Consider the following 14,817-nt stretch of genomic DNA (forward strand, 5'->3'; position numbering starts at 1 on the left):
CATTGGCAGGCTATTCTACCGCAGCACGTTGACCGCAAACCGCAATCGCCCCCTATAATCTATTAAATTCATAGACGAACTGGAGATGTCCCGCTGGGGTGTCGAAGCTCGTAGATCTCAAAGGGAAAGCGACATGCCAAAGACGGAATCCAATCCGATCGAACTTGGCACAAAAGCCGCGGATTTCCTGCTGCCCGACGCGCAGGGCGTGCTGCACAAACTCGCGGATTTCGACGCTAAGCCTGCGCTGCTCGTCGCCTTCATTTCCAATCGTTGCCCCTTCGTCCTCCTGATCCGCGAGCAGTTCGCGGCCTTTGCCCGCGACTATGCGGAGAAGGGCCTCCAGGTGGTGGCGATCAATGCCAATGATCATGCGGCTCATCCGGAAGAGGCGCTGGCGCGGATCGGCGAAGAGGTCGAGAAGAGCGGCTACGCCTTCCCCTATCTGAAGGATGAATCGCAGGAGACGGCCAAGGCCTATGGTGCCGCCTGCACGCCGGACTTCTTCCTGTTCGACGCGGATCGGCGGCTTGCCTATCACGGACAGTTCGACGACGCGCGGCCGGGCAATGGCAAGAACGTGACCGGCGCCGATCTCAGAGCTGCCGCCGACGCGGTACTGAAGGGCGAGAGGCCTACCTCGAACCAGGTATCCTCGATCGGCTGCAACATCAAATGGAAGCCCGGCAACGAGCCGGCCTGGTTCCCTCAAGCAGCTTGATCGCCTCTGTCGAAGCAGCGAGCAGCGCCGCTCATCCCGCTCCATCCATAGTCGCACGCGAGCTCAGATGCCGAAGAAAACAAGCAGGGCAGCGGCCAACGATGTCGTGACAATCGAGGCTGACGTTCTGGTCCTCGGGGGAGGGCCATCGGCCGCCTGGGCAGCCATCGCAGCGGCCGAAAACGGCGCGCGCGTGGTGCTGGTCGACAAAGGCTATCTCGGCACGAGCGGTGCCACGGCACCCTCGAACACGGGAACCTGGTGCGTGCCGCCCGGCGAAGCCCGGCACACGGCCGTCGAGCGGCGCTGGCAGCGCACCGGCGGGCTGGGCGACCAACGCTGGATGCTGCGCTGCGTCGACACCGCCTATCAGAACCTGCTCAGGCTGTCCGAATGGGGCTACCCCTTTCCTAGCGAGGATGACGGGAGGCTCTACATCGCCAATCTGCGCGGGCCGGACTACATGCGCTTCATGCGCCGGCGTGTGCTCGCCGCCGGCGTTACGGTGCTCGACCATCATCCGGCGCTCGAGCTCCTTTCGGACGGAGATGCAGTCGTCGGGGCTGCGGGCCTTGCGCGTCAGGCGAGCCGAGAGTGGCGTGTCGATGCGAAAGCAGTGGTGCTCGCCACCGGCGGCTGCGCCTTCCATGAGCGCATCCTCGGCTCCACCGGTCTCGCCGGCGAAGGCTACCTGATGGCGGCAGAGGCAGGTGCCAGCCTTTCCGGCATGGAGTTCACCGGCAAGTACACGCTCGCGCCCTTCGGCACGTCGCTGAACAAGGGCCTGCCCTTCCGCTGGGCCTCCTTCTATCGCGAGGACGGGTCGCCAATCCTCGGCCCCACGGGCGAGCCGCTCACCAACGGCATCGGCGAGCGCGAGGGGGAAATTGCGAGGGCGCTGATCGAAGGCCCGGTCTATGCCCGCCTCGATGAAGCCGAACCCGCCCTGCAGGGCTGGCTCCGACAAGGGCAGCCGAATTGTTTCGTGCCGCACGACCGCGCCGGCGTCGATCCGTTCAAGGATCTCTTCCGCATCACACTCAGGGCCGAGGGCACGGTGCGCGGCACCGGCGGCATCCATATCGTCTCGGATGACTGCGCGACGGGCGTGCCCGGCCTCTACGTCGCGGGCGATGCGGCAAGTCGCGAGCCGATGACGGGCGCCGTTTCCGGCGGCGGCGCCGTCAACTCGTCCTGGGCGCTGGCAAGCGGCTGGTGGGCAGGTCGCGGTGCTTCGGCCCATGCGAAACGCCGCGGCGCAAAGCCGTTCCATACGCAAGCTCGGCGGCTCGGCCAGGCCGGCCTGCGACCGGCCGCCTCGGCTCGTGCCGACATCCAGCCGAAAGAGGTCATCGAGGCCGTTCGCGACGAAGTCATCCCGCTGGAGAAGAACTACTTCCGCAGCGGCGCGCGGCTTGCCGAAAGCAGCACCCGGCTAGAGGCAGTCTGGCGCGACGTCCGCGACCATCTCTCTGGCGAGGGGCTCGGCAGCATCAAGGCTCGCGAGGCCGCAGCGATTGCTGCTGTTGGCCGCTGGTCGGTGGCAGCCGCATTCATGCGCACCGAAAGCCGTGGCATGCACCGCCGCTCCGATTTTCCGGACAGAAGCGAGGCTTTCACTCAGCAGCTGCTCATTACAGGCGTAGACAGGTTCCGTATCGAGAGCAGTGCCGGACAGCCGGCGGAGCTTGCGTCATGATCGAGATCGTGTCGGCTAGGCGCTGCATCGAATGCGATATCTGCGTGAAGGTCTGCCCGGCCAATGTCTTCGACGCCACCGAGAACGGCGCGCCCGTAATCGCTCGCCAGAACGACTGCCAGACCTGCTTCCTTTGCGAGATCTACTGCCCGACCGACGCGCTTTACGTGGCGCAGATGGCCGAGGAGCCGACCGGCATCACCGAAGAGGAGGTGGAGGCGCGGGGCCTGTTCGGCAGCTATGCCCGTGCGCTCGGCTGGAGCCGCGGCAAGGCCGGCGGCGCACAATTTGATCCGACGCATCGAATCCGTGTGGCGCAGTGACGGAGCAAGACCATGGATAGAATAGTCGTCAGCGACGTCAGAAAGACCTTTCAGCTCAAGCCTGGACAGTTCGTCACGGTGGATGGCGCGGAGGCGGATCGGATTACGGTGCTCGACGGCGTCCGACCTCGCGATCCGCAAGGGCGAGTTCATCACGCTGGTCGGGCCGAGCGGCAGCGGCAAATCCGTGCTGCTCGATATTATCGGCGGCTTGACGCAGGCCAGTGGCGGTGAGGTGCAGCTTGACGGCAAGCTCATCACCCGCCCGGACGCCCGAACCGGCTATGTCTTTCAACAATATGCGCTATTCCCCTGGCGCACCGCGCTCGCCAACATCGAATATGCGCTCGAGGTCCGCGGCGTGTCGAAGTCCGAACGTCGGGCTACGGCGAAGCACTTCCTGTCCCTTTTCGGCCTTGCAGGTTTCGAGGACCGCTTTCCGAACCAGCTTTCCGGCGGCATGCAGCAGCGCGTGGCGATCGCGCGCGCGCTGGCGAGCAATCCCGAAGTGCTTTTGATGGACGAGCCTTTCGCGGCACTCGACGCCCAGACGCGCGACATCCTTCAGGACGAACTTCTGCGCATCTGGGGCAAGATCAAAACGACGGTCGTGTTCGTAACCCATGCCATCGACGAAGCCATCTATCTGGCCGACCGGGTCGTCGTGATGACCGCTCGGCCCGGAACGGTGAAGGAAATCATCGAGATCGACCTGCCGCGCCCGCGCTACGGCGATATCCGTTCTAGCCTGGAATTCAACGGATATCGCGCCCGCGTCTGGGAGGCGCTTCGCGACGAAGTCAACAAGGCCCAGAAGGACTGGGGCCTTTCCGCTGCATTCGCCAACTGACTGCTTGAGGGACCGACCATGGCCTATCTGACCGACAAGCTTGGCGGCGCCGGCAGTTTTCAGCCCTTCACGATGGGCACGAAGGAGCCTGCCAAGCGCAAGAGGCGGAGCGCCGAAGCAGGCACGGTGAGCTACGGGCTGCCGCTGCTGTTCTCGTTCTTCCTTCTGTGGGAGATCGCGCCGCGGCTCGGCTGGCTGAACCGCATCTTCTTCCCGCCGCTCTCGGAGGTGCTGGTCGCCTGGAAAGACCTGCTCGTTTCCGGGGCACTCGGAGAGCATATCGGCATCAGCCTGCAGCGCGCGGCGCTTGGCTTCGGGCTGGCGGTATTGGTCGCGATTCCTCTTGGCTTCCTGATGGGACGCTATTCGAGGTTCGAGAAGATCTCCGACCTCCTCGTCCAGACACTTCGAAACACCTCGCAATTCGCGCTTCTGCCGGTGTTCATCCTGCTCTTCGGCATCGGCGAGGCGTCCAAAGTCGCCATGACCTTTTACTCCTCCATCTTCTTCCTGCTGGTCAACACGATCAGCGGCGTGAAAGGCGTCGACCCGTTACTCATCAGAGCTGCCCGCTCAATGGGCACGACCGACCTCGATCTGTTTCGCAAGGTGATCCTGCCCGCGAGCATTCCCTCGATCGTCGCCGGCGCACGGCTGGCGGTGAAATCATCGATCTTCGCCGTCATCGGCGCCGAGATGCTCGCCGCCAAATCGGGCCTCGGCTACCTCATTCAGCAATCGCAGCTGATGATGGAAACAGCAGACATGTATGCCGGCATCCTGACGCTCACTGCGGTCGGCCTCGTCGTCAACTACCTGCTCGTCTGGTTCGAGCGCTGGGCAACAGCCTGGAAGGACCACTCCGAGGCTTCGCCGCACTGAAATCCATACATCCCAAAGCCGATTGATCCCAGGAGGACCAGCATATGTCCCGAATTCCCTTCCAAGCGTTACGGAGGCAGCTGTTCAAGGCCGCAACCGCAGCCGTCGTCTCTCTCGCCGCCCCGGCCTTCGCCCAGGACAAGCCTGAGGTGATCCGCATCGGCAGCACCGCGCCGGGTCATCTGAAGTTCATCCTCGCCCAGCAGAATGGCTGGTGGGAGAAGGAGTTCGCCAAGGACGGCATCAAGGTCGAGCTGCTCACCTTCAACGGTGGCTCGGAGGCGACGACTGCGCTCGCGACCGGTGCGATCGAGTTCACGTATACCGGCAACAATCCGGCCCTCCGCGTGGCCGCGTCCGGCGCCGACGTGAAGGCGATCGGCCTGTCGAGCTATGTGAAATCGGACGGATCCGAGATCGTCGTCAAGGCCGATTCGGCGCTGAAGACGCTTGGAGATCTCAAGGGCAAGAAGGTCGCCTATCTCACGGGCACGGTGCGGCATTCGCAGTTCAGCAAGGCGCTGAAGAGCGTCGGCCTGACCACAGCCGACGTCGAAGGGCTAAACCTTGCTATCGAGGCCTCAGGCCCGGCGCTGCTCCGCGGCGACATCGACGCGATCGTCGAGAGCAGCAATACCGCCGCAAGGTTGGTCGAGACAGGACAGGCCCGTGTTCTCTACGACACCTCCACCCATCCCGAATGGAACGCGCCCTACATCATCTCGGCAAATGCTGCCTTCGCCGAGAAATATCCCGACCTCGTCAAGCGGCTGCTCAAGGTCGATATCGAACTTGCCCGCTGGGCCGATGCCCATCCAGAGGAGACAATCAAAATTTTCGTGGATGCGACCAAGTCGTTGGAAGCCTCCGTCCGCAAGACCTACAGTGATGGCGTCTTCCATCAGGATCCGAAGATCACCGATGAGGCACTGACGGCGCTCAAGGGCGAAGAGGAATTCATGGCGAGCGCAGGGCTGCTCAAGGGATCGGTCGATTACGACAAATGGATCGACAAGCGCTATCTCGACGCCGCCTATGCCGAGGTCGACGCCGTGCGGTAAGCCGCTACCTCCGGCGCCTCGTTGAGCGTCGCTCACCAAGCATTGAAAGATTCTCTTTTGCCCGGTAAACGCGCGTCCAGCCATTCTTCATTCGAGTGTTCGTCGCCGTACCGCACGGCTCAAAGCTTTCAGGGACAAAAGAGACAATGAGAAAAACAAAGACTTTAAGCGCGCTTGTGTCGATAAGCGGCGCGATCGTCGCTTCGCTGGCCGCTGCCACGGCGGCCCACGCCGACATCACCATCGGCGTCGTAGCGCCGCTGACCGGGCCGGTGGCAGCCTATGGCGACCAAGTCAAGAATGGCGTCGAAGCCGCGGTCGAAAGCATCAACAAGAACGGCGGCATCGGCGGCGAGAAACTCGTCCTGAAGCTGGCTGACGACGCCGGCGACCCCAAGCAGGGCGTCTCGGCCGCCAACCAGCTGGTGGGCGAGGGGATACGCTTCGTGGTCGGCCCGGTCACCTCGGGGGTAGCGATTCCGGCCTCCGATGTTTTCGCCGAGAACGGCGTGTTGATGATCACGCCGACGGCCACGGCGCCCGACCTGACCAAGCGTAGCCTCACCAACGTCTTCCGGACCTGTGGCCGCGATGACCAGCAGGCCGAGGTTGCGGCGCGCTACGTGCTCGAGCATATGAAGGACAAGCGCATCGCCGTCATTCATGACAACGGCACCTACGGAAAGGGCCTGGCGGACGCATTCAAGCAGGTGATCAACGGAGGCGGCGTGAGCGAAGTGCTCTACACCTCGCTCACGCCCGGCGAGAAGGACCTGTCCGCCCTCGTCACGCGCTTGAAATCGGAGAATGCCGAAGTGATTTATTTCGGCGGCTACCATCCCGAAGGCGGTCTGCTTGCCCGCCAGCTCCATGACATCGGGGTTCATGCCCAGATCATAGGCGGCGAGGGGCTTTCCAATACCGAATACTGGGCGATCGGTAACGAAGCCGCTGCCGGAACGATCTTCACCAACGCCACCGATGTGACGAAGAGCCCGGCTTCGGCCGACTCGCTCAAGGCTCTGAAGGAAAAGGGCATCCCGCCGGAAGCCTTCACCCTCAACGCATACGCCGCGGTTGAGGTGCTGAAATACGGTATCGAGAAGGCGGGCAAGGCCGACGACGCGGAGGCGGTTGCCACGGCGCTGAAATCGGCCGACGCCATACCGACGGCCATCGGCCAGCTCAGCTACGGCGACAATGGCGATCTCACATCGCCAAGCTTCAGCCTGTTCAAATGGGAAAACGGCCAGATCGTCGGCATGGAGTAATACAGGTCCGCCCCGATCTGATGCGAGAAGCCCGCCTGAGCGCGGGCTTCTTTTTTCGGGAAAACCCCTAATCTTAATCTAGAGGCCGGAATAGTAGTCCTTCCATCGTGCACTGAGCTCGTCCTCGGTCGCGCCGAGATCGTAGGCGGGGGTAGTGACCACGGCCGCCGAGCGGACCTCGACCTCGATGAAATTCCTGATGAGCTCCGCCAGTTCGCCCCATCGATCGAAATGATGCCTGAGTGCGGCGAACTCGGACGATCCCTTTGTGATCACCATTGCCGTTCCCTTGATCCGGACCGCCTTGCGGATGAAGATGTCGAGGAAATTGATCTCGATCGAGGGATTGGCGCGGATGTTGCGCAACGTTCCGGGAGAACGAATCTCGCCGAACAGGATGCGGTCATCGTCGAGCGCGACCATGGTGCCCTTGGGCGACAGGTTTGGCGTTCCATCGGCATTGACTGTGGCGACAAAGCCGATGCTGTGCCGCGCCACGATCCCCTTCATCTCTTCGGTCAGAAGCATCTCTCCGGCTCCTCTGTGCCAATGTTACTGATCGCATGAAGCGCCTTCCGCCTCAAAGCCAGATCGGAACGGTCGAAAGCGCAAGAAGGACACCCAGGACGAGATTGAGCACGCGCCACTGCCGATCGGTGCGCAGCCGGCGGGCAAGCGCCGAACCGCCCAGGCACCAGAGCGACAGAGACGCGACGGCCGAGATGCCGAACACTGCCCCGACCACGGCGGCCAATCGAACCGGCGAAGCGGCCAGACCGGAATAGGACGCGGCAGCGCTCAACGTCGTTGCCCATGCTTTGGGGTTGAGCAGCAGCAGAAGAAGGCCGGTGAGGAAGCCCATTGGCTTCGTCGACCGCTTGCCGTCGAGAACGGGCGGACCGCCATGCCCGACCTTCCAGGCCAGCCAAAGCAGGTACACAGTGCCGACAAGGCGCATCGCCAGCCGCAGGGCGGGCGCAGCCGCAATCAGCGCGGCAAGGCCGCCACCGGCAGCGGCAGCGAGCGAGGCAAGCCCGACGACGATGCCGGCGATCAGCGGAATGCTACGCCTGAAGCCGAACTGGAGGCCGGACGCGGTCGCCAAGGTCGTCGCACCGCCGGGTGTGATAGTGGTAACGGCTGTAAACAGGAGCAGCGACAGAAGAAGGGCGCTCACGCGGCGCTCCCATGGGCATCGACGGAAGGTTTGGCGGGGGCCGGCTGACTTTCTATGAGTCGCGCCAGGCGCGATATGCCTTCGCGGATCATCTCCTGCGATCGGAGCGAATAATTGATCATCCTGTCCCCCCGGTGAAAGCAGCAGCTCACCAGCCGCCGCGCGACAGCCAAATTTCGAGCATCGGCAGGCGGTCCGAACCCCAGAACGGCTCCCCATCCACGATGAAGAACGGCGAGCCGAAGACCCCCTTGCCGATAGCTTCGTCGGTGCGGGCACGCAGCGCGTCCTTGTATCTCTGGTCCGAGGCGGACCGAACGAGCGCCGGCGCGTCGAACCCGACTGAGGCACCCAGCGTGGCCGCAACGCCGGCATCCGTGATGTCCAGGCCTTTCGCATAGAGGCCGTCGAACAGGCCGAGCGCGAACTTGGGCGCCGCCTCCGGGTTCATCTGCTCGGCAGCGTAGAACATGCGGGCCGGCACGAGCGACACGATCGGGAACTTCGGCGGCAACGTGTAAGGAACGCCGCGCAAGCGCGCCAAGCGCTCCCAGTCGCGAAACGCATAGTCGCCGCGCAGTGACTGGTCGGGCAGCGGCGCCATTTTGGTGAGCTTGAAAACCACGCCGAGCAGGAACGGACGCCACGCCACCGACCGGCCGTGGCGGCGCGCCAGCTCCTCGATCTCCAGGGCTGCAAAGTAGGCATAGGGAGAACTGAATTCGAACCAGAACTCGATCGGTCCGCTCGTGCCGGTCATGGATTTAACCTGCGATGGAACCCGTGGCTATGCCGGAGTGCCGCGGTGTTCGCGCAGCCGCCGCCGCATCCGGCAAATACGGACTGCAATGCGAAAAGCTGTCCGGCTGGTTCCATCTTCGGCCGACCATTCCAACGATCAATCGTGTGGTTTTTGCTGATAACAAGTGATTGATCCTAAGCCATTGTGAGGCGCCTTGCTGACTAGGGAGGACCGGCCGAGCCAGGCAAGCGAACTTTCCTCAACTGATCATCAGCAGCGCTCATCCGCCTCCCTCCCATTACGCGTAAGGGATGAAAGCAAGTCGCCGACAGGTGAGCTCTTCTCGCACGCCCCCAGCTGTTCGTTGGCCTAGACTGGATCAGCCACAGCATTGGAGCCGATCATGACAACGATGCTCACCCCAAATTCGGGCACCGTCAAGCAAGACGGATCGGCACCTTCGCCGCTCGTCGCCATCGTGGTTGCCGGCATGGTGCTTTCACTTTGCATGGGGCTCAGGCAAAGCCTTGGCCTGTTTCTCCAGCCGATCCGTGCCGATCTCGGCGTTTCGGCGAGCGCATTCGGGTTCGCGCTGGCGCTGCAGAACCTGGTGTGGGGCTTGGCTCAGCCGGTCGTCGGCGTGTGCGGCGACCGCTACGGCCCGCGCCCGGTCCTGATCGCCTGCGCGGCCATATACGCGTCGGGACTCGTCCTGATGGCCTGGGGTGGGCCGCTCATCGGCCTCAACATCGGTGCGGGCGTGCTTGCAGGAATCGGTATTGCCGGCTGCGGATTCGGCGTCGTGCTGGGTGCCGTCTCCCGGGCCGTGCCGCCTGAAAAACGCGTGCAGGCGGTCGGCATCGTCTCGGCGGCGGGCTCGGTGGCAACCCTGCTGATTGCTCCCATCGGCCAGGCGGTGATCGAGGCGCGCGGCTGGCAAGCGGCCGCGCTTGTCTTCGCCGCTGCTGCGGCTGCCATCGGCCTGGTTGCATGCTTCATCGGCAGGCCGCCGGCGAAGCTCGAACGGAGCGAAGCCGCGCCGAATACCAGTGCGGCCATAGGCACGGCCATTCGCCATCCGGGCTTCGTGGCAATGACGCTCGCCTTCTTCGCTTGCGGCTTCCAGCTTCAATACATCACAGTTCACTTGCCGACCTATCTCGGCATTTGCGGGGTCTCTACGGAGATCAGCGCTCTGGCGCTCGGCGTGATAGGCATCGCCAATGCCATCGGTTCCTACGTGACTGGCCAGCTCGGCGCCCGCTACAGCCCGAAGCGGCTGCTGGCCGTCATCTACCTGCTGCGTACCTTGACCATCATTGCCTTCGTGGCACTGCCCGTGACTGCGTTTTCTGCGCTCGCCTTCGCCGCCGTCATGGGATTCCTCTGGCTGGGTGTCGTTCCCCTGGTCTCGGGTCTGGTCTCCCGAATGTTCGGCCTGCAGCATTTCAACACGCTGTTCGGCGTCGCATTCTTCAGCCACCAGGTCGGCGGCTTTGCAGGCGCCTGGCTCGGCGGTGTCAGCTATGACCTGACCGCGTCATATGCGACAGCCTGGATCTCGATGGTCGTGATCGGGTTCTGCGCGTTCCTCCTGCAGTGGTCGATGGATGATCGCGATGGCGCGAGTTCCCGATCCGTCAGCGGCGCGCTCGCGAGCGGCATGGGTTGAGCGACTCGGCGGTCTGCCCGGCTACCGTTGCAAGAGCCGCCGAAGGGTCCTTGTGGAGCGGAAGCATCAACGCACGCCTGAGGTCGGAGGGTGACAAGCCGATATCACACAGCTCGTGCGCCTCCTTCTCCAGCAGTTTCTTCACTCTGTAGCGGTTCAAGATCGCGCGAAACAGGCGATGCAACGTGCTGAGTTCTTTCTTCGACGCCGGCGTCCATCCGTTCGGAACACACCGTGCAGCCTTCGCCATCTGGGGACTCCCTGACCGAATCCTTTGAGGAGCAGGGAATCGGCAGCCGAGCGCCGGCGCAAACGACTCTTCCTTGTGGGCGCGTGAACGAGGTTCAATCAGCCTCGCCGGGGAATGTCAGCTTGATCGTGTCAGATACAATATCGCAATTGACTTGCATGCATCCCATTGAACAGATTTCGGGAAGTCTGCCGTATCAAGCAGGTTGGGAATTACGAAGGTTCGGTCTGATGGGGTTCAGGCTTCCGCCGATGAACACGCTACGCCTGTTCGAGGCCGCGGCACGGCTCGGCAGTTTCAAGCAAGCGGCCGAGGAGGTCCACGTCACGCCGAGCGCGATCAGCCATGGGTTGCGAACGCTGGAGCACTGGCTGGGCGCGGAACTGTTCCACCGGGATACGCGGGGGCTCACGCTGACGCAGGCCGGGCAAGACTACGCGGTGGAGGTCAATCGAGCGCTGACGATCCTTGCCAGCGCGACGGAGAGCTTTCCCGGACGCAAGGCGACCGGATCTTTATCGGTCAGCGTGGCGCCGACATTCGCCAATCGCTGGCTGCTTCCACGATTGCCGAAGTTCACCGAACGCTACCCTGACATTTCCATCACGATCGATACGGCGCGCCGGCATGTCGATTTCCTGACCGAGGGCTTCGATCTCGCCATACGCATGAGTTCCGCGCCGCGCTCGAGCGAGGCATGGACCGAACTGGTCGCGGAGGCGTTCGTGCCGGTCTGTTCACCGCAACTGCTGCGCAAGGCAGGCTGCGATGACGAGATCGCGTTTCTACAGCGCATGCCACTGATCCACGTGACCGCGGCAGGGGAGGACTGGGCCGCCTGGTTCCAGGCAAAGGGTCTGCCGGCCACGACGGGTGGCCGCGCCATCAAGGTCGACACGATCCAGCTTGCCGCGGAGGCAGCGATACAGGGTCTTGGCGTGGCGGTCGGACGCAAACCAGTGATGGACGGCTATATTAGGGATGGCGACCTGACCGAGATTGCCGGACCACCGATACCGGTGACGACACGTTACTGGCTGGTTGGAACGCACAAGTCCTTTGACCGCCCCGAGATCAAGCTTTTCCGGACATGGATTCTGCAGGAGCTCGGTGCGCCGTCCGAGCGCTCTCCCAATGCCTTCGCCGTCGCACCATCAGCGCAAGGAACGCGCGCGGGGCCTGATTTGGCTACCCACGGTCAGGCGTAGAGCATTCTATTTTTAGCTTGGCACAGGTGTAATGCCGCAAAGCTATCTGGAATGGCGGAGGGGATCACCAGCGACTAAAGTTTGACGGTTGGTGCTGCCCCTTCTGCCTGCCGGCATCTCTCCCCGTGGATGAGACGCCTGCGTTGACCCAAAGCAGAACGTTCTAATACCGCCTCATGACATCGGCATGTCGCGGCTCGCCGGCGCACCAGGAAAGCTCGATCAACGTCGGATCGCGGCCGACGCAGCGAAAACCCATGGTCGAGGCGAGGCGGAGCATTGCCGTGTTGTCCGGCAGAACGAAACCGGTGAGGCGGCGAACCCTGCTGTGCTCGGCCCAACACACCACATGGGCCAGCATTGCCGAACCCAGGCCACGCCGCTTGAGATCGGAGCGGACGATCAGTGCGACCTCTGCCGCATCCGTGCTGAGGCACTCAACATTGGCGATGGCCAGAATGTTCTGTGTGCCGTCGACTGCAGCGAATGCCAGGCTGCAATCCGCTCCCTTCCTGCGTGGAAGCAGGTAGGCGCCGGACGAGCGCGGCGCCCCAAAGCGATAATGGATATCGTCGCGATCGAGCCGTCGGAAGAACGCTTCGCAGGCCCGCTCCTCGGTGGCATGCAACTCACGGATGTGGATGGTGCCGGACGTCGTATGAGCCGGCGCTCGAAAATGCATATCTGAAGCGGATGAAGCCGCGACCATTTTCCTGAACACGATGATATTCGGCGGGCGAAGGGGGCGGGACGACGCCCTTCGGCAATTGCGACCCAATTGCCGGGTGCGACAAGCGAAAGCTTCTCACGCGCCGCCGAAAGACAGTCTCTTCGAAAATTCGTCACGGGCGAGGCATCCTTGTCGTATTGGGTCACGCGCCAATCGTCTTAGGGATAGGAGCAGCTCAAAGGAGGTTCCCCATGCCTGCTACGACACCGAAGACGAAGCCCAATCCGATCCCTGACAGATACCGCCGCGTCACGCCCTGCCTGATCGTTGGCGGCGGCGACAAGGCGCTGAGCTTTTACGCGCAAGTGTTCGGCGCGACCGAACGCATGCGTTTCCCCGGTCCTGACGGGACGATCGCCCATGCCGAGATCCAGATCGGAGACTCGGTAATCATGGTCGAGGATGAAGCACCGATGAGGGGCACGAAGGCGCCACCTGCCGGCGGTGTTGCAGGCTCACCATTCTTCCTTTTCATTTACGTTGAGAACGTAGACGAGGTCGCAGCGCAAGCCGTGAAGCTCGGTGCAACACTCATGCGCCCCCCTCAAAATCAGTTTTATGGCGACCGCGATGCTTACATCATGGATCCCTTCGGTCACGGGTGGGTGATCGCGACGCATGTCGAGGATCTGGAGCCGGAGGAAATGAGCCGACGTGTGGCAGAGCTGCAAGGAGGTGTCGCATGAAATATGTTTTGCTGTTTGTCGAGACGGAGCAGTTCATGAACGATCTGCATGCCATGAGCGAGGCCGATCGCGCTCGCGCGTTCGACCGGGTGCACCAGTGGTTTGCGGATAATGCGCACGCCATTCGCGGCGGAAGCAAGCTGCAGCACCCGGACACAGCCACCACGGTGAGGCTAGGCGAGGGCGAGCCGATCATTACCGACGGGCCGTTTGTCGAAGGCAAGGAAGTGGTCAGCGGCTACACCGAGATCGAGGTCGCCGACCTCGACGAGGCGCTGCGCATGGTCAGGACCTGGCCTGGTTGCCCGGTGGTCGAGATTCGTCCCCTCCAGTCATGACAAGTGCTCCCGACGCGTCGCATGCCGAGCTGAGCCGGGTCGTGCGAGAGCACGCCGGCTCGCTGGCGGCGTCGCTGGTGAAGCTGATCGGTGACTTCGCGACCGCGGAGGACCTTGTGCAAGACGCTGTGCTGACCGCGTTGCAGCGGTGGCCCCTGGAGGGAATCCCGGAGCGGCCGGACGCGTGGTTGTTCACGGTTGCCCGCAATCGCGGCCTCGACATGCTCCGTCGAGAAAGCAACTATCAACGCAAGCTTGCCGAGCTCGAGTGGCCGGTTCATTCCGAGCCCGACGACAGGCTGCGGTTGATGTTCACCTGCTGCCATCCGGCACTCCCCCGACCGGCGCAGGTCGCACTCACGCTGCGCGTGGTATGCGGCCTGACCACTGCCCAGATCGCCCGCGCATTCCTGATGCCGGAAAGCACCGTCACGCAACGGATCACCCGTGCCAAACGGAAGATCACGGACGCAGGCATTCCGTATCGGCTCCCGGCAGACGAGGAGCTCAACGAGCGCCTGACCCAGGTTCTCCAGGTGATCTATCTGTTGTTGAACGAGGGCTACCTCTCCACCAGCGATCAGGCGCAGTCGCGCAACCTGGTCGACGACGCTGACTGGCTCGCCACGATGCTGCACCAGCTCATGCCCGGGGAGCCGGAGGTCGCCGGCCTCCTTTCATTGATCCGGCTGCACCGGGCCCGCGCCACCGCCCGCTTCGATCTCGGCGGCGGTTTGGTGCTGCTTCAGGACCAGGATCGATCGCAGTGGGACCGGGAAGCGATCGCCAAGGCGACAGAGCTGCTGGTGCGCGCGGCCAGGCAGAAGCGTCCGGGCCCATTCCAGCTCCAGGCCGCGATCGTCGCCTGTCACGCCGAAGCCCGGCGCTGGGAAGAAACAGATTGGGAGCAGATCGTGCTGCTCTACGACATGCTGCTGCACCTCGCGCCATCGCCGGTGACCCGACTGCACCGAGCGATCGCGTTTCGATACACGGCCGGCGCACACGCGGCGATGTCCGAGATGGACCAACTCGCGGACGCGCTGGGTGACTACCATCTCTTTCACGCTGCCCGGGCCGACCTTTTGCGCGAAATGGGCGACCCGGAGCTCGCCCGCGCGGCCGACCGCCGCGCACTCGAGCTTACCGCCAACCCTGCCGAGAAGGCCCTGTTGCAGCAGCGGATCAAGTCCAGACCGGACTAGGG

Annotated in this window: 16 protein-coding genes and 1 pseudogene; 12 read left to right on the forward strand and 5 right to left on the reverse strand. The window is 63.3% G+C overall.

The genetic code is table 11. From position 1 onward, the window contains the following. Positions 1 to 133: 133 nt before the first annotated feature. The 7 genes and pseudogenes from SAZ10_RS12180 (at position 134) to SAZ10_RS12210 (ending at position 6,807) form a co-directional block, all read left to right on the forward strand. Positions 134 to 721 (forward strand): thioredoxin family protein, encoded by a 588-nt coding sequence (locus SAZ10_RS12180; protein ID WP_318609476.1) that lies wholly within the window; start codon positions 134 to 136, stop codon positions 719 to 721. Positions 722 to 788: 67 nt separating this feature from the next. Next, entirely contained in the window at positions 789 to 2,420 is a 1,632-nt protein-coding gene (locus tag SAZ10_RS12185; protein WP_318609477.1) for an FAD-binding protein, read from the forward strand. Further along, positions 2,417 to 2,743, forward strand: a complete 327-nt coding sequence (locus tag SAZ10_RS12190) for a ferredoxin family protein (protein WP_318609478.1) — start codon at positions 2,417 to 2,419, stop codon at positions 2,741 to 2,743. Before SAZ10_RS12185 ends, SAZ10_RS12190 begins: the two co-directional genes overlap by 4 nt. Before the next feature lie 12 nt (positions 2,744 to 2,755). Continuing rightward, positions 2,756 to 3,593, forward strand: a pseudogene (locus SAZ10_RS12195) (ABC transporter ATP-binding protein). A gap of 72 nt (positions 3,594 to 3,665) precedes the next feature. Beyond that, the gene (locus tag SAZ10_RS12200) at positions 3,666 to 4,475 is read left to right on the forward strand and encodes an ABC transporter permease (protein WP_318609651.1); all 810 of its coding nucleotides are present in this window, start codon (positions 3,666 to 3,668) and stop codon (positions 4,473 to 4,475) included. A 44-nt stretch (positions 4,476 to 4,519) separates the two neighbouring features. Continuing rightward, positions 4,520 to 5,536 carry an aliphatic sulfonate ABC transporter substrate-binding protein gene (locus SAZ10_RS12205; RefSeq protein ID WP_318609479.1) on the forward strand — a complete coding sequence of 339 codons (1,017 nt, stop codon included), beginning with the start codon at positions 4,520 to 4,522 and terminating at the stop codon, positions 5,534 to 5,536. Positions 5,537 to 5,682: 146 nt separating this feature from the next. Next, the gene (locus SAZ10_RS12210) at positions 5,683 to 6,807 is read left to right on the forward strand and encodes a branched-chain amino acid ABC transporter substrate-binding protein (protein ID WP_318609480.1); all 1,125 of its coding nucleotides are present in this window, start codon (positions 5,683 to 5,685) and stop codon (positions 6,805 to 6,807) included. A gap of 78 nt (positions 6,808 to 6,885) precedes the next feature. Here SAZ10_RS12210 and SAZ10_RS12215 read toward each other — a convergent pair whose 3' ends face one another. From SAZ10_RS12215 to SAZ10_RS12225, 3 genes are all read right to left on the reverse strand, one after another. After that, entirely contained in the window at positions 6,886 to 7,335 is a 450-nt protein-coding gene (locus SAZ10_RS12215) for a pyridoxamine 5'-phosphate oxidase family protein (RefSeq protein WP_318609481.1), read from the reverse strand. Positions 7,336 to 7,387: 52 nt separating this feature from the next. Beyond that, complete coding sequence (locus SAZ10_RS12220) at positions 7,388 to 7,984, reverse strand: LysE family translocator (protein ID WP_318609482.1); 597 nt, start codon at positions 7,982 to 7,984, stop codon at positions 7,388 to 7,390. A 148-nt stretch (positions 7,985 to 8,132) separates the two neighbouring features. Beyond that, a complete protein-coding gene (locus SAZ10_RS12225) occupies positions 8,133 to 8,744 on the reverse strand; it encodes a 2-hydroxychromene-2-carboxylate isomerase (RefSeq protein WP_318609484.1) in 612 nt (203 codons plus the stop codon). Between the two features lie 385 nt (positions 8,745 to 9,129). Here SAZ10_RS12225 and SAZ10_RS12230 point away from each other — a divergent pair, with 385 nt between their 5' ends. Beyond that, a complete protein-coding gene (locus SAZ10_RS12230) occupies positions 9,130 to 10,398 on the forward strand; it encodes an MFS transporter (protein ID WP_318609485.1) in 1,269 nt (422 codons plus the stop codon). Here SAZ10_RS12230 and SAZ10_RS12235 read toward each other — a convergent pair. Next, a complete protein-coding gene (locus tag SAZ10_RS12235; protein WP_318609486.1) occupies positions 10,367 to 10,648 on the reverse strand; it encodes a hypothetical protein in 282 nt (93 codons plus the stop codon). The genes SAZ10_RS12230 and SAZ10_RS12235 overlap by 32 nt on opposite strands. 251 nt (positions 10,649 to 10,899) lie before the next feature. Between SAZ10_RS12235 and SAZ10_RS12240 the strand changes: the two genes are divergently transcribed. Next, positions 10,900 to 11,856 (forward strand): LysR substrate-binding domain-containing protein, encoded by a 957-nt coding sequence (locus tag SAZ10_RS12240; RefSeq protein WP_318609487.1) that lies wholly within the window; start codon positions 10,900 to 10,902, stop codon positions 11,854 to 11,856. 163 nt (positions 11,857 to 12,019) lie between these two features. On the opposite strand, the gene SAZ10_RS12245 is transcribed toward SAZ10_RS12240, so the two are convergent. Next, positions 12,020 to 12,577, reverse strand: a complete 558-nt coding sequence (locus tag SAZ10_RS12245) for a GNAT family N-acetyltransferase (protein WP_318609488.1) — start codon at positions 12,575 to 12,577, stop codon at positions 12,020 to 12,022. A 200-nt stretch (positions 12,578 to 12,777) separates the two neighbouring features. On the opposite strand from SAZ10_RS12245, the gene SAZ10_RS12250 reads away from it, so the two are divergent. Genes SAZ10_RS12250 through SAZ10_RS12260 form a run of 3 tightly spaced genes read left to right on the forward strand, consistent with a single transcriptional unit; the run spans position 12,778 to position 14,815 of the window. Further along, positions 12,778 to 13,272 (forward strand): VOC family protein, encoded by a 495-nt coding sequence (locus SAZ10_RS12250; protein ID WP_318609489.1) that lies wholly within the window; start codon positions 12,778 to 12,780, stop codon positions 13,270 to 13,272. Further along, positions 13,269 to 13,610, forward strand: coding sequence for a YciI family protein (locus SAZ10_RS12255; RefSeq protein ID WP_318609490.1), 342 nt, complete (start codon positions 13,269 to 13,271; stop codon positions 13,608 to 13,610). The genes SAZ10_RS12250 and SAZ10_RS12255 overlap by 4 nt, the downstream gene beginning before the upstream one ends. After that, a complete protein-coding gene (locus SAZ10_RS12260) occupies positions 13,607 to 14,815 on the forward strand; it encodes an RNA polymerase sigma factor (protein WP_318609491.1) in 1,209 nt (402 codons plus the stop codon). The genes SAZ10_RS12255 and SAZ10_RS12260 overlap by 4 nt, the downstream gene beginning before the upstream one ends. Positions 14,816 to 14,817: the final 2 nt, after the last annotated feature.

The organism is Mesorhizobium sp. BAC0120, assembly GCF_033542235.1.
Classification (GTDB): Bacteria; Pseudomonadota; Alphaproteobacteria; order Rhizobiales; family Rhizobiaceae; genus JAWRCU01.

What these genes read in the sequence shown, in the direction of transcription:
- SAZ10_RS12180 (WP_318609476.1), top strand. Translation starts at nt 134, where the DNA reads ATGCCAAAGACGGAATCCAATCCGATCGAACTTGGCACAAAAGCCGCG.
- SAZ10_RS12185 (WP_318609477.1), top strand. Translation starts at nt 789, where the DNA reads ATGCCGAAGAAAACAAGCAGGGCAGCGGCCAACGATGTCGTGACAATC.
- SAZ10_RS12190 (WP_318609478.1), top strand. Translation starts at nt 2,417, where the DNA reads ATGATCGAGATCGTGTCGGCTAGGCGCTGCATCGAATGCGATATCTGC.
- SAZ10_RS12200 (WP_318609651.1), top strand. Translation starts at nt 3,666, where the DNA reads ATGGGCACGAAGGAGCCTGCCAAGCGCAAGAGGCGGAGCGCCGAAGCA.
- SAZ10_RS12205 (WP_318609479.1), top strand. Translation starts at nt 4,520, where the DNA reads ATGTCCCGAATTCCCTTCCAAGCGTTACGGAGGCAGCTGTTCAAGGCC.
- SAZ10_RS12210 (WP_318609480.1), top strand. Translation starts at nt 5,683, where the DNA reads ATGAGAAAAACAAAGACTTTAAGCGCGCTTGTGTCGATAAGCGGCGCG.
- SAZ10_RS12215 (WP_318609481.1), bottom strand. Translation starts at nt 7,335, where the DNA reads ATGCTTCTGACCGAAGAGATGAAGGGGATCGTGGCGCGGCACAGCATC.
- SAZ10_RS12225 (WP_318609484.1), bottom strand. Translation starts at nt 8,744, where the DNA reads ATGACCGGCACGAGCGGACCGATCGAGTTCTGGTTCGAATTCAGTTCT.
- SAZ10_RS12230 (WP_318609485.1), top strand. Translation starts at nt 9,130, where the DNA reads ATGACAACGATGCTCACCCCAAATTCGGGCACCGTCAAGCAAGACGGA.
- SAZ10_RS12235 (WP_318609486.1), bottom strand. Translation starts at nt 10,648, where the DNA reads ATGGCGAAGGCTGCACGGTGTGTTCCGAACGGATGGACGCCGGCGTCG.
- SAZ10_RS12240 (WP_318609487.1), top strand. Translation starts at nt 10,900, where the DNA reads ATGAACACGCTACGCCTGTTCGAGGCCGCGGCACGGCTCGGCAGTTTC.
- SAZ10_RS12250 (WP_318609489.1), top strand. Translation starts at nt 12,778, where the DNA reads ATGCCTGCTACGACACCGAAGACGAAGCCCAATCCGATCCCTGACAGA.
- SAZ10_RS12255 (WP_318609490.1), top strand. Translation starts at nt 13,269, where the DNA reads ATGAAATATGTTTTGCTGTTTGTCGAGACGGAGCAGTTCATGAACGAT.
- SAZ10_RS12260 (WP_318609491.1), top strand. Translation starts at nt 13,607, where the DNA reads ATGACAAGTGCTCCCGACGCGTCGCATGCCGAGCTGAGCCGGGTCGTG.